11 protein-coding genes are annotated in these 13103 nt (G+C 71.6%); 6 read left to right on the forward strand and 5 right to left on the reverse strand.

The window, feature by feature from the left end:
* Positions 1 to 1395 (forward strand): PQQ-binding-like beta-propeller repeat protein (locus HYE82_RS26165; RefSeq protein ID WP_179176618.1); only part of this gene is annotated, 1395 nt, incomplete at its 5' end.
* A gap of 144 nt (positions 1396 to 1539) precedes the next feature.
* Here the strand turns inward: HYE82_RS26165 and HYE82_RS26170 are convergent.
* On the reverse strand, positions 1540 to 2274 hold the full coding sequence (locus tag HYE82_RS26170) for an IPT/TIG domain-containing protein (protein WP_179176619.1): 735 nt from the start codon (positions 2272 to 2274) through the stop codon (positions 1540 to 1542).
* Between the two features lie 402 nt (positions 2275 to 2676).
* Here HYE82_RS26170 and HYE82_RS26175 point away from each other — a divergent pair, with 402 nt between their 5' ends.
* Positions 2677 to 4368 (forward strand): IPT/TIG domain-containing protein, encoded by a 1692-nt coding sequence (locus HYE82_RS26175; protein WP_179176620.1) that lies wholly within the window; start codon positions 2677 to 2679, stop codon positions 4366 to 4368.
* Positions 4369 to 4711: 343 nt separating this feature from the next.
* Here the strand turns inward: HYE82_RS26175 and HYE82_RS26180 are convergent, their stop codons facing one another.
* On the reverse strand, positions 4712 to 5605 hold the full coding sequence (locus HYE82_RS26180; protein ID WP_179176621.1) for an NAD-dependent protein deacetylase: 894 nt from the start codon (positions 5603 to 5605) through the stop codon (positions 4712 to 4714).
* A gap of 212 nt (positions 5606 to 5817) precedes the next feature.
* Here HYE82_RS26180 and fabV point away from each other — a divergent pair, with 212 nt between their 5' ends.
* Complete coding sequence (gene fabV, locus HYE82_RS26185; RefSeq protein WP_179176622.1) at positions 5818 to 7032, forward strand: enoyl-[acyl-carrier-protein] reductase FabV; 1215 nt, start codon at positions 5818 to 5820, stop codon at positions 7030 to 7032.
* Positions 7033 to 7201: 169 nt separating this feature from the next.
* On the opposite strand, the gene HYE82_RS26190 is transcribed toward fabV, so the two are convergent.
* Positions 7202 to 7930: a helix-turn-helix domain-containing protein gene (locus tag HYE82_RS26190; RefSeq protein ID WP_179176623.1), complete on the reverse strand. Its 729-nt coding sequence runs from the start codon at positions 7928 to 7930 to the stop codon at positions 7202 to 7204.
* A 320-nt stretch (positions 7931 to 8250) separates the two neighbouring features.
* Between HYE82_RS26190 and HYE82_RS26195 the strand changes: the two genes are divergently transcribed.
* Positions 8251 to 9477 (forward strand): serine hydrolase, encoded by a 1227-nt coding sequence (locus HYE82_RS26195; protein ID WP_179176624.1) that lies wholly within the window; start codon positions 8251 to 8253, stop codon positions 9475 to 9477.
* A gap of 224 nt (positions 9478 to 9701) precedes the next feature.
* On the forward strand, positions 9702 to 10823 hold the full coding sequence (locus HYE82_RS39380) for a nucleotide disphospho-sugar-binding domain-containing protein (protein WP_179176625.1): 1122 nt from the start codon (positions 9702 to 9704) through the stop codon (positions 10821 to 10823).
* A 227-nt stretch (positions 10824 to 11050) separates the two neighbouring features.
* On the opposite strand, the gene HYE82_RS26205 is transcribed toward HYE82_RS39380, so the two are convergent.
* On the reverse strand, positions 11051 to 11632 hold the full coding sequence (locus tag HYE82_RS26205; protein WP_179176626.1) for a L,D-transpeptidase family protein: 582 nt from the start codon (positions 11630 to 11632) through the stop codon (positions 11051 to 11053).
* 149 nt (positions 11633 to 11781) lie between these two features.
* Complete coding sequence (locus HYE82_RS26210) at positions 11782 to 12132, reverse strand: hypothetical protein (protein WP_179176627.1); 351 nt, start codon at positions 12130 to 12132, stop codon at positions 11782 to 11784.
* Between the two features lie 545 nt (positions 12133 to 12677).
* Between HYE82_RS26210 and HYE82_RS26215 the strand changes: the two genes are divergently transcribed.
* A complete protein-coding gene (locus tag HYE82_RS26215) occupies positions 12678 to 12884 on the forward strand; it encodes a hypothetical protein (RefSeq protein ID WP_179176628.1) in 207 nt (68 codons plus the stop codon).
* Positions 12885 to 13103 lie beyond the last annotated feature (219 nt).

Consider the following 13103-nt stretch of genomic DNA (forward strand, 5'->3'; position numbering starts at 1 on the left):
CAGCCGGCGGGGGACGGATCGGGCGGGCAGCCGCCGGCCGGGCAGGCGCGCCCCGGCCGGCGGAAGGTGCTGCTCGGGCTGGCCGGCGGGGGACTCGTGCTGGCCGCCGCCGGCGGCGCCGTGGCGGTCCGGGCGCTGCGCGGCTCCGGCGGCCGGGGCGGAGGCGGCAGGTCGGCCGCCCTGACGGACCCGGCGCGCCCCCTCGCCACCGACACCGTCGCCAGGCCGCTGTGGACGGCGCAGACGGGGGGACCGGTGACCCAGGTGACCGGCGAGGGGAACGCGGTCGTCGCCGTCACCTCCACCCACGTCCGGGCTTTCGACCTCGCGGGCGAACCGCTGTGGGAACCGGTGCCCAACGGGTCGGATCCGTCCGGCGCGTACCTCAGCGGCGACCCCGCCGCCGTCGGCGGGGGCCTGGTCTTCGTCGTGTCCCGCGCGGGCGGCGCCCACCAGGGCCGGGTCCTGCGCGCCCTGGACCTCGCCACCGGCAAGGAGGCGTGGCGCGTCGGCAAGCCGGACCTCTGGATCCGGTGGGCGTGGATCCCCGGCATGCTCGACGGCCTGGTCTACGTCACCGGCTCCACCCTCCCCTACGGAAACCTCGCGGATGCGCTGAAGGGCGCCACGGGGGGCGCCACGGCGTCGAAGGCCTTCGTCTGGGCCGTGGATCCGGCCGCACGCGCGATCCGCTGGGAGACCTCCGTCGACGACCGCTCCGGCGGGCAGAGCAAGCTCAGGGTGCCCTCGTCCGGCAGCCGCCTGCTCTGGCTGATGGCCAACCCCGACGGAAGCGTTCCGCGGATGTCCGCCCTGGCCGCCGCGGACGGCGGGAAGACCCTGTGGGAGCAGCCGACCCCGGGCGGCCCCTCCACCGGCCTGCCCACCTCCTACGCCGCCGGGTTCGTCCCGTCCTGGCACGACGGGCCGCACTCGTCCGCCGACGGCCGGTTCCTCCACCTGTCCGACCACCTGTACGCCGTCGACGCCGCCAACGGGCAGGTGGCGTGGACCTCGCCGGGAAAGACCGTCTTCCACACCGCGGTGGCGGGCCCCGACGGCCGCACCGTCTACGCCGTCGCCCCCGACCACGTGGGCCACGTCGTCGTCCAGGCCTTCGAGACCCGCGGCGGCACGGTCCGCTGGGCGGGAACCCTGCCCATGGCCGGTCTGGGCGCCGTTGCCGTCCAGTGCACGCAGGACACCGTGTACCTGTGGCTCCAGGGCAGGGTGTGGGCCCTGGACGCGGACACCGGACTGGCCCGCTGGAGCCACGAGTTCGGCGGCAGCGGAGCCACCATCGGCGCCGCCTCGGTGGCCCTCTGGGCGCACGGCGACCGCGTCTACGGCGCAACCCACCAAGGCCTGACCGCGATCGCGAGCACGGGCCGCTGACGCGCTTCCCTCATCGGCAGGAGACGGCCGCGCTGCTGCACCGCGGCGCTGGAGGTACACCGCCGAACAGGCGTGTGCGGAACCGGGTCCGTGCGCCCCGGTTCCGCAGGTGGGCTCGAGAGTTCCGTGCGCTCTCGGTCAGGCTCAGCCGGGGGTGACGGTGTAGGTGAACGACTGCGAGGAGTCGCTGCCGCCCGCGCTGGTGACGGTGACGGTGACCGTGCCGGTGCCGCCCGGGGAGTAGGCGACGATGGTGGTGTCGTCGATGATGTTGTAGGCGGTCGAGTCGGGGCCGTACGAGATGTCCACGACGTCGCTGAGGTTGGTGCCGGTGATGGTGGAGGCCGTGCCGCCGTAGTCCGGTCCGGCGGTGGGGTCCATGCTGGTCACCGTCGGGGCGGCCACGTAGGTGAACGTGAGCCCGTTGGTGGTGCCGCCCCTGGTCGTCACGCTGACCGGGACGGTCTGGGGGGTGGCCACGGCCGGCACCTGGACGTCCAGCGTGGTGTCGTTGACCACGGTGGGAACGGCCGTGTTGGAGCCGAAGGACATCGATGTGGCGGTCTGCAGGCTCGAACCCGTGAGGGTGACCGGGATGCCGCCGAGCGGTCCCACGGTCTCGCTGAGGCTCGATTTGGTCGGGGGCGTGATGTAGTAGTACCAGACCGGCAGTGTCGTTCCGCCCGGCGTGGTGACGGTGACCTGGACCGCGGCGTTGTTCGAGGGTGCCACAGCGGTGATCTGGGTGGCGCTGTCGACGGTGAAGGTGGCCGACTTGGTGCCGAACTTCACGCTGGTGGCGCCCGTGAAGCCAGTCCCGGTGATGACCACCTGGTTACCACCCGAGGTGGGTCCCTGGTTCGGGTTCAGAGTGACCATGGGGCTTCTCCTTCGCGCTGGTGTCTGCTTCTGCGGGAAGGCGGCCCTGCTTGCGGAACACGAATGGCCCGTGATGCCGGCGCCATTTCAGCGTGGTCGGGTCCTCGCGCAGGGCGTCCTTCGTATAAAAACTGAAGCAGGCATTCCACGGATGGAGTAGGGTGCATATGATGCAGTGAGTGGTGAATATTACAAGATGTATTTACTTCCCGCTGGTCACATGTGCGCCCGAGCGCTCCGGTTGACCAATTGTGCAGGGTCGCGGCGGGTGGGACGATTCGGGGAACGCGTGGAATCGACTCCTGAAAGTCACGGGCGCCAGGTTATGGGACTGCAGGGCTGAAATCCTCAACTCGCTCTGATACTCGTCGAATTCGGGAGTCCGGTCGAGAGGAGTCGGCAATGCCAGTCGGTCAAGCCCCGCCAGAGGACGAGAAGTCCGGAAGTTTCCCGTCCGCCGCCCTGCCCCTGGTGGCCGACGCCGACACGATCCCGGTGGGGCCGGCACCCCACTCCGTCGCCATGCGGCCCGACGGGTTGCGCGCCTACGTGACCAACTCGGGCGGCAACACCCTGAGCGTGATCGACACCGCCGCGGGCACCGTCGCCGCCACCATCGCCGTGGGGGCCGGCCCGTGGGCCGCAGCGGTCACCCCCGACGGCCAGAACCTCTACGTGACCCTGCCCGGCTCGGGGACCGTCGCCGTCGTCAGCACGGCCACCGACACCCTCGTCACCACCATCGGCGGCCTCAACGCTCCGCGCGGGCTGGCCGTCACCCCCGACGGGACCCGCGTCTACGTGGCGAACTCCGGCGCCAACACCGTCAGTGTCATCGACACGGCCACCCACACCGTCACCGGCACCATCGCCGTGGGAAACGGCCCCCAGGCCATCACCGTCCGCCCCGACGGGCTGCGGGCCTACGTCAGCAACTCCACCGGCACCACCGTGAGCGTGATCAACACGCTGAGCAACACCGTCGCGACCACCCTGACCGGCTTCAACGCCCCCCTGGGCATGGCCGCCACACCCGACGGGACCCGCGTGTACGTGGCGAACTCCGGTGCCCGCAAGGTGAGCGTCATCAGCACGGCCACCCACACCGTCACCGACACCATCACCGTCGCGAGCAACCCCTCCTACCTGACCGCCTCCCCGGACGGAACACTCGTCTACGCGTCCATGACCGGCGCGGGCTCGCTGACGGTGATCAACCCCAGCAGCAACAGCATCAGCGAAACGATCCCCGGATTCACCGGACCCCACCAGGTCGCAACCACACCGGACAGCGGATACCTGTACGTCGCCGACCACGGCGCCAACACGGTCCGTGTCCTGCGAAGGCCGGCCGCCATCTCCCCCAACACCGGCCCCCGCGGCGGCGGAACGACAGTGACCATCAAAGGCCGCGGTTTCCTCGGGACGACCGCCGTCCGCTTCGGGACCCGGCTGGCCAAGGACTTCACCGTGGTCAGCGACACCACCCTGACCGTCACCGCGCCCTCCGGCATCCGATCAGCCGTGCCGGTCACCGTGACCGCCAGCGGCGGAACGGCGATCGTCGGCCACTACTACTACCGCCGGCTGCCCGTCGTGAACCAGATCTCGGCCGCCTCCGGATCGATGAACGGCGGAAACACCGTCACCCTCACCGGACAACGGTTCGTCGGGGTCAAGACCGTACGGTTCGGCACCGTCGACGCACCCGCCACCGTCCTGTCGGACACAGAGCTCACCGTGACCGTCCCACCGTCGGCCCTCGCCCGCACCGTTCCCGTCTACATGGTCAGCAAGGGCGGCGTCTCCAACAGCCTCGCCTACACCTACATCGGCACCCCTACCATCACCAGCATCAGCCCGACCTCCGGGCCGCGCACCGGGAGCCGCGTCGTGAACCTCAACGGCACCTTCCTGTCCCAGGTCATCGGCGTCACCTACGGCGGCGTTCCGGCTCTCTCGTTCAAGGTCATGTCCGCCATCAAGGTCCAGACGGTCACACCGCCGACGGCCACCCCCGGCCCCGTGGCCGTGGTCGCGACGACCTCCACCGGAGCCACGGCCACATCCCCCGTGCCGTACACCTACACCTGACGGCGGGAGCACCGCAGGCATCGGCTCGCCGGGTCACTTGGACACCGGGGCAGGCCGCCGACCCCCGGCGGGAGGAGCGACGACATGAAGACCGTGCGGCTTCGCGATCCCGGTGGTCATCACGGGCCGCTGCACGCAGGCCACCGGGCGGCAGGCCGCGGCCGCGGCAGGCCGAGGCCACGGCCGCGGTGCGGGCGGGGGCCTGACGCGCGTCCGCGTCACCGGTCCGAGAGCCGGTGAGGCCAGGACCGCCACGGCCTCACTCAGGCCACGCACCGCCACGGCCTCACTCAGGCCACGCCTGGCCGTCACCCGTCACCCGCCGCCTGTCACCCGCCGCCTGTCACCCGTCACCGTCGACCGGGACGCCCAGTCGGTCGGCCACAGCAGTGAGGGCCGTCCCCAAGGGCAGCGCGACACGGGTGAGGGCGTGCATGTCGCCCCGGGTCGGGTCCCGGTTGACGATCACCACCGGCTTCCCCGCCTGCGCTGCCTGGCGGACGAACCGGAGCCCGGACATCACCGTCAGTGAGGAGCCCAGGACCAGCAGCGAAGCCGCCTCACGGACCAGTCGGCGGCAGTGTTCGACCCGCCCCGGCGGAACCGCTTCGCCGAAGAACACCACATCCGGTTTGAGGATGCCGCCGCAGGCCGAGCAGGGCACCGCGCGGAAGTCCCCGACCTGCTCCGTCGTGAGGTCGGCGTCACCGTCCGGGTTGATTCCGGCAGCCACGGGCTCGAAGCCCGCATTGGCCTCCTCCAGCCGCCGGGCCAGTTCGCGGCGCGGGCTGAAGGCTCCGCAGGAAAGGCAGACGACCCGGTCCAGGCTTCCGTGAAGTTCCACGACGCCCTCGCTGCCGGCGGCCTGGTGCAGGCCGTCGACGTTCTGGGTGATGACACCCGACAGCAGGCCGTGGCGCCCGAACGCAGCCACCGCCCGGTGCCCGGCGTTGGGCCGGGCACCGCCGAAGGTGCGCCAGCCGAGGTGGCTGCGCGCCCAGTACCGGTCCCGGGCGCGGGCGCTGGTGGTGAACTCCTGGTAGGTCATCGGGGTGTGCCGGCTCAGGCTCCCGCCCTCGCCCCGGTAGGCGGGGATCCCCGACTCCGTCGAGATGCCCGCCCCGCTGAGCACCAGCACACCACCGGTGCCCAGCGCATCGGCAACCGGCTCCGGATCCGTGGTGCCCGGCGGCAGGTCCCCGGCAGGGGTCCAGTGCAGAGTGGGGCGCATGCGCATGCCGCCAGGGTACGGAACAGGCCCCGCAACCCGCCTCCGCGGCCGCCGGCGCTGCGTCCTGCTCTGCCGGAAGTCGCGGAACATCCAAGATCGAACCATGATCATTGTCGCGGGCGGGGCCACTGTCCGGGGCCGTCCCATCACAGACTTGCAGGGCGTGGCGCCCGGCTGGTCGCCGTGTCTTCGGCCCGGTCGACCCAAGGACTGCAATCGTGAGCGAGCGCGTTCTCATCCCCCGCAACCGGGGTTTCCTCTTCCTCGATGCCCACCCGGCGGGCTGCGAGCGGCTGGTGGCCGACATGTGGCAGGAATGCCCCGACCCTGCCGATGTCCCGGAAGGCGCCGGCCCGGTGGCCCTGGTCATCGGCTCCTCGGCCGGATACGGCCTGGCGGCCACCGTCGCCGGACTCAAGCGCGCCGGCATCCGCGGCATCATGGTCTCCTTCGAGAAGGCCCCCACCGAACGGCGCACCGCCACGGCCGGCTGGTACCGCACCGCCGCCACCGCCGACATCGCCCGTACCGCCGGGCGGGACCTGGTCTTCCTCAACGGCGACGCGTTCTGCGACGCGATGAAGAACCGGGTCGCCGACCTCATCGAGCAGCGTTTCGGCGGCAGGCTGGACTACCTGGTCTACTCGGTGGCCGCGCCACGGCGCACCGACCCGGACACCGGCACCGCGTACGCCTCCGTCCTCAAGCCGATCGGCCGGCCGAACCGCACCAAGACCCTCGTCTTCGACGGCCGGGGCGTCCCCGAGGTCCGCGAGGTCGAGACCGGGCCGGCCGAAGGCGATGACGTCGAGCAGACCGTGGCCGTGATGGGCGGTGCGGACTGGGAACGCTGGATCGACCACCTGGCCGGTCGGGGACTGCTCGGCGAGGGCTTCACCACCGCCGCGCTGTCGTACATCGGATCGCCGCTGACAGCGGCGATCTACCGGCAGGGCACCATCGGCGCGGCCAAGGCCCACCTGGAGTCCACCGCCCGCACCCTGAACGAGCGGCTCGACAAGACGGTGGGCGGGCGGGCCGTGACCTCCGTCAACGGCGCCGCCGTCACCCAGTCCTCCACCGCCATCCCCGGCATCGCCCTGTACACCGGCCTGCTGCGCGGCGTCCTCGGAGAGGACCTGGTCCCGCCGGTACACCAGCTCGCCGCCCTGTGGGACCAGCTCACCGGTGCCGCCCCGCTCGCCCTGGACGACGAAGGCCGGATCCGCCTGGACACCTGGGAACTCACCGACGACGTCCAGGCGGCCGTCGCCGAACGTTGGGAGGCCGCCACGACCGACACCATCGCCGGTCTCGCCGACCTCGACTGGTTCCACGCCGAAGTCCAGCGCCTGTACGGATTCTCCGTGCCGGGCGTCGACTACACCGCCGCAGTGGCCACCGACATTCCCTGGCCCGCCGCCACACCCTGATGGCCGGGGCGGGCCGAGCTCCTGCCGTGTTCACGGCCATGACGGCGGTGAACGCGCTCCGCCGGCTCGGGCTGCGGCCGGAGGCCGACGGCACTGACGCGCCCTGGTCCCGGCCGCGCTGCCCGAGCCCGAGCCGACCGACCACGGGTGCCGATGAGGGATGCCGGGACTACTGCCCCGTGCCGCGGGGGGCGGGCCGGCTCTGCTGCCACTGCTCCATGGCCCGCTGGAGGGCCCCGCCCACGAGGAGCAGGAACTCGGCGGAGGTCCCGAAACGGGCGCCGGCCGGGGTTGCGGCCCCGAGAACCTCGGCTGCGCGCTGCGATGCGGCCACCAGGGCGTCGTTCATCCGCGCCGCCGCAAGGGCGGACCGGAGCCAGATGTCATCGTCGATGACATAGCGTTCGCGGCGCCCGCCGGAAGCGCGTTCCCGCCTGAGCATTCCCTGCTGTTCGAGGAAGGCAACGGCGTGCGAGACGGACGCCGGGCTGACGCGGAGCCGCTGGACCAGGTCGGTGGCGGTGAGGGCGCCGGAGTCGGTGACGTACAGGCAGACCAGCACCCTGGATGCCATCCGGGGCAGCCCCTGCTGTTCGAGGAGCGTGGTGAAGGACTCCGTGAGGTCCTGGACCGCTTGGAGGTCACGGACCCGGCCGCCGTCGGGGACCGGCGGGGCCGCCGGAGGCGGATCCTGCTTGCGCCGGCGCGCACGCTGCCGCGTGGCCTCCTCCGCCCGGTCCGCCCCGTAGGCGTCGGGGCCGCCGTTGCGGGTGACCTCCCGCATGACGGTCGAGGCGGGCCGCCCCAGGCGTCGGCCGATCTCTGCGTAGCCGAGCCCTTCGGCCAGCCCCGCAGCGATGCGCTGACGGTCCTCATGGGTGAGTCTGCCTCCGGGCATCCGTACTCGTCTCCCCTCCGCCGTCCGCTGTCCGCCGTCGCCGCGTGTCATCCGTCATCCGTCATCCGTCGAGGGCCGTGCGGAGGACCGGCGCCCGCACGCCTCGCTGCACAGTATGCGTTCAGCCCCAGGTCATTGCAATGCGTGCGGCCATCAGTCGTTGCGTTCGGCGACAGTGTCATTGCAATGTCGGGCCTTTTTCTCGCGGAATGAAGGCGGTTGACCTGTCGCCGTACGTTGACGAAAATGTAAACGCAATGTAGCGTCGCGGACGTTCAGCGATTTCCGAAGAACGAACAGCGTGCGCAAGGAGATTCACGATGGAACACGGCAACAGCGGCTTCTCCACCGCCGGGCTGCGCAGGTGGCGCGACGTGCTCGCACGGCACGTCGACTCCGGGAAGATCCCCGGGCTCGTCGCGCTGATCAGCCGGGGCGACGAGACGCACGTCGAGGCGATCGGGACGATGCGCCACGACGGCGGCGCGCCGATGCGCCGGGACACGATCTTCCGGATGGCCTCGACGTCCAAGCCGCTCGGAGTCTCGGCGGCGATGGTCCTTCTCGACGAGTGCAGGCTGCGCCTGGACGACCCGGTGGACCCGTGGCTGCCCGAACTCGCCGACCGGCAGGTGCTGAAGCGGATCGACGGCCCACTGGACGACACCGTGCCCGCGCGGCGGCCCATCACCGTACGGGACGTGCTGACCTGCACGTTCGGGCTCGGAATGGATCTGACGTCGATGAACACCCCGATCATGGGCAGGATCTTCGAGCTCGGCCTCACGGGCCACGGGGGGCCGCTGCCCGACCCGGACGAGTGGATGCGCCTCCTGGGCACGCTCCCGCTGATGCACCAGCCCGGAGAGCAGTGGCAGTACCACATCGGCTCGGACCTGCTCGGCGTGCTGGTCGCGAGGGTCACGGGCCAGTCGTACGAGACGGTTCTGCGCGAACGCGTCCTCGACCCGCTGGGGATGAAGGACACCGGCTTCCACGTGTCTGCCGACAAGATCGACCGGCTGCCGCCCAGCTACGCGCCCGACCCGCAGACCGGGGAGTTCACCGTGTGGGACGAGGCGGCCGGCGGAAGGTTCAGCGAGCCTCCGGCGTTCCAGGCGGGTGGCGGTGGGGTGGTCTCCACCGTCGACGACTACCACGCCTACTTCCGGATGCTGCTGAACCACGGGATGCACGGGAGTGAACGGATCCTGTCCCGGCCCGCCGTCCGGTTGATGACCACCAACCGCCTCACGGCCGAGCAGGAAACCGTCCGGTCCGCCCTGGCCCGCAACAGCGTCCACGTGTCGTTCGGCCAGGGGCAGCAGGGTGGCTGGGGCTTCGGGATGGCGGTGCGCACCTACCGCGGCGACTACGCGCCGATCGGCCAGTTCGGCTGGGACGGCGGCACCGGAACCTCGGCCTACGCCGACCCGAACGCACAGCTCACCGGAATCCTGCTCACCCAGGTCGGGCTGTCCGTACCGGCCCCGGCGCAACTCATCCACGACTTCTGGACCACGCTCTACCAGGCTGTCGACGACTGACCCCGGGCCCCGTCCCGGACCGTCTCGCACCGTCTCGCACCGTCTCGGACCGTCCGGGAGCGTCCGGGAGCACAGCCTCCTGCCCGGAAACTTCCCCACCGGAACGTCCGATTATCGATGTCCCCGAGGGAACACAGCGTGCCGCCCCGTCAGTTCACGAAAGGGAACGGGGGCGGGCCCGCACGACTCGTCCTCAACCGGCAGACCATGGGCAAGGAGAGACCGTGCGCATACTCTTCACCGGACCGGCTTCAGCCGGCCACCTCTTCCCGATGATCCCGACCGCGCAGGCCCTGCGCGCCGCCGGCCACGAGGTGCTGTTCGCCGGCTCGCAGCCGCTGGACCGGCTCCGCGAGGCGGGCTTCCCGATCGTGGAGATCGGCGACGGCCGCACCGTCCGGGAGGTGTTCGAGCAGGCCACCGACGAGGAGGTGCGCTACGTCACCCCCGACATGACCACGGACGAGATACTCGACAGGGCGGCCCACGGTTTCGCGCTCGTCTCCCGCCCCACCGTGGACGGCCTGCTGGAGGCCGCCGACAGCTGGGGCGCCGACCTGTTGGTCTACGACTCCTTCCAGGCTTCCGCCCCGCTGGTCGCCGCCAAGCTCAAGATCCCGTCGGTGATCCAGAACTTCGGTGTCACCTCCGGCCTCGACATGGTCGGCCGGCTCGCCGCCAACTTCACCGAGGCGTACGAAACGTACGGGGTGGCCGGCCCCGCCCGCCCCACCGCCCTGAACATCGTCCCCGCCTCGCTCGGCGGCGACCCGGGCGGCCTGCGGATGCGCTACCTCCCCTACAACGGCGGCGGCACCGTGCCCGCCGAGTTGCTCCGGCGCGGCAGCCGCCCGCGCGTCGCCGTCACCCTGGGCACCGTGCTCACGGAGATGGACGGCGTCCACGCGATCGTCCGCCTGATCGAGGCCGCCGCCTCGGTGGACGCCGAGTTCCTGCTCGCCGTCGGCGACGCCGACCTGACCCCGCTCGGGACCCTCCCGGACAACGTCCGCCCGCTGCCCTGGGTCCCGCTCGCCGAACTGCTGACCGCCTCCGACGCGCTGATCCACCACGGCGGCTCCGGCACCCTCCTCACCGCCCTCCAGGCCGGCCTGCCCCAGCTCCTGCTCCCGCAGGGCGCCGACCACTTCGCCAACGCCGACGCCCTCACCGCGACCGGTGCCGCCCTGCGGTCCGCCTCCGACGACGTCGACACCCGGCTCCTCACCCGCCTCATCACCGACCCGGCCCTGCGCGAGGCCGCCAGCCGCCTCCGAGCGGAGAACGCCGCCCTGCCGACCCCTGCCGAAACGGTCCCCGCCCTGGAGGCCCTGACCGCCTCCTAGGCGCGGAACGCGGCTGCGATGCACGACGGGCATCGCCGACCGTCCGCGGACGGCGCGTGGGAGAAGATCCTGCGTGCCGTCCCGGAGGCGAGCGGGTCGGCTGCGCGGGCCCCGACCCGATGGCCTCCGCGGCCGCGGGCCGGAGTTCCACACGGTGGTGCTCGTCGGGGCCGCGGTGAGCTGACGGGAGGCCAGGCCCGACACGGGCCGACCTCGACGCCCCCTCATCAGGACACGACGCGCAGGTGGGTCGGCCAGCCGATGTCGGGGCGGTCCAAGAGCCGGAACATCTCCTTGATGTCGGTCGGGTGCAGCTTCACGCACCCGTTGGACCTGTAGTCGCCGGCGCCGTCCCAGCGGCGGCGCTCCGTGTTGCCCTGGCTGCCGTCGCGGTTCATCTCGGAGTGGATGAACATCTCCGTACGCGTCAGCGTCCCCTTGGAGCACTTCATGTCCTCGAGGTAGACGGCGTAGCCCTTGATGAGCTTGCCGTTGTACGTACGGGACTTGAGCTTGATCTTCCAGTTGCCGTTCGGCATCCAACCCTCGGCGCGCACGCAGTCGTTCTTGACGCCGAGGCCCGATCCGGCCCGGTAGGTGGCCAACAGCCGGTCGCCCTTGTGAACGGAGAGCCGCGAGTCGGTGGGGTCGTCCTGGTTCTTGTCGAAGACCAGGGTGGTGGCCACGGCCCCGGGCGTCGGCTGTGCCCGGGAGTGGCCCTGTGCGACGGCGGTCGGCGCGAGGGCCAGGGCGGTCATCAGGGTCCCGGCGATCACGGTGCCGGGCAGGCGGCGTCCGGTGCTGTTCATGTGCGTCCCTCGTTCCTTCCGCACGGCTCTTCGTCCGGGCCGCGCACGGATGTCCTGTGGTGTGTGACGTCTGTGGTGTTCGTGACGCGGGGGCGGGCGGGGCGGGCGGCCCGCCCCGCGGTGCGCAGCGCGTGGTGCGGGGTGCGCGGTCAGGCGATGGCGAGGCGTGCCTGCGCCTCCTTCGTGCCCTTGAAGGTGAACGAGAACTGCTCCCGCACCCCGGAGCCGCACGCGGACTTCGTCTTGTACTCGCCGTTGCCGGCGTTGATGCGGACCAGGGCGCACTTGCCGTCGGCGCGGGTGTCCTGGAGCCAGCCGGACACCGTCACGTTGTTGCCCGAGCAGCTCAGGGTCCAGTGGGCCGACGCCCCGTCGATCACCGGGGAGGCGGAGGACGGGCAGGTGGCCGCGCTCGCCGGGCCGGCGGCGCCGAGGGCCAGACCCCCGGCGAGGACGGCGGCCGAAACGGCGGACGTGAGGGTCTTGCGGACAGTGGACATGGGTGCCCCCTTCGGGCGGTGTGCTGACGGGAAGCGGACCGGCACGAGGGCCTGGACGTATCGACCGCCGAGGGGGCGGGCTGTCCGGGGGTGCCGGCCGCGAAACCAGCATGGCGGGGGCGGCCGGGTGGGGGCAGACGATTCCGGCTGCTTTCCGAGGCGCATCGATGCACCCTGCATGACAGCCCCTGTGACCTGGGAACATGCCCCGGTGCATGAGGATTGCACGGACCGCACTGCCCTGTCGCATTGAGCGTCGAGACGGCGGGCCGCCGGTCGGCAAGGCCTGGCGGCGCGTCCTGAGGGGACGCCGGTTCCCGATCAGCGGCCGACGCCCGGCGGACCGCCGGCCGCTTCCCCCCAGGTGTGCGAAGTGGCGGTCAGCGGGCACCGGAGACCAGTAGCATCCAGCCGACGGCGGGCGCCGCAGCAGCAACCGGAGCGGCGCCGGAGCCGAAGGCTGTCTCGGAGAGGGGAACGGACGCATGGGCAACGCCTGGACGAGGCTTACTCAGGAAGCAGGAGAACGCGGGGGCCCCGATGCTTTGAGGGCGTTCTACCGGGCGCAGGGGCAGAAGTCGGCGGTCACGTACATGGCCTGCTTCGCAGCGGCCTCGGGGGTGGCGTACGGGGTGAACAGGTACCGCAAGTACGCCGAGGACAAGAGGATGGACCGAAGGATCTCCGAGTTGGAGGCCGAGGGAACTCCGGCCGAGATCGAGCAGGGCCGGGACGAGAACCCGACCGTGTAGGCGGAAGGGGAGTTCCTGAACACACGTTGAGTTGGTTGTCACTTCGTGGCCGCTTCGGGAGGAGAGGGCCGTCCCGGCTCGGAGCGACCACTGCCGAGCTCACTCGCTCCTGTACGGAGGCCTGCGGGAGGCACGCGCCCGCCTCCCCCGGCCCGCCGCAGCCGGGACTGCCCGCCTGCACCCGCGCTCGACGCGACACCGTGCAGCCCGGCCGACGGG

The organism is Streptomyces sp. BR123 (assembly GCF_013401435.1).
Classification (GTDB): Bacteria; Actinomycetota; Actinomycetes; order Streptomycetales; family Streptomycetaceae; genus Streptomyces.

Excerpts from the sequence above, each read along its gene's own strand:
- HYE82_RS26175 (WP_179176620.1), top strand. The coding sequence starts at position 2,677 with ATGCCAGTCGGTCAAGCCCCGCCAGAGGACGAGAAGTCCGGAAGTTTC.
- HYE82_RS26205 (WP_179176626.1), bottom strand. The coding sequence starts at position 11,632 with ATGAACAGCACCGGACGCCGCCTGCCCGGCACCGTGATCGCCGGGACC.
- HYE82_RS26170 (WP_179176619.1), bottom strand. The coding sequence starts at position 2,274 with ATGGTCACTCTGAACCCGAACCAGGGACCCACCTCGGGTGGTAACCAG.
- HYE82_RS26190 (WP_179176623.1), bottom strand. The coding sequence starts at position 7,930 with ATGCCCGGAGGCAGACTCACCCATGAGGACCGTCAGCGCATCGCTGCG.
- HYE82_RS26210 (WP_179176627.1), bottom strand. The coding sequence starts at position 12,132 with ATGTCCACTGTCCGCAAGACCCTCACGTCCGCCGTTTCGGCCGCCGTC.
- HYE82_RS26195 (WP_179176624.1), top strand. The coding sequence starts at position 8,251 with ATGGAACACGGCAACAGCGGCTTCTCCACCGCCGGGCTGCGCAGGTGG.
- HYE82_RS26180 (WP_179176621.1), bottom strand. The coding sequence starts at position 5,605 with ATGCGCATGCGCCCCACTCTGCACTGGACCCCTGCCGGGGACCTGCCG.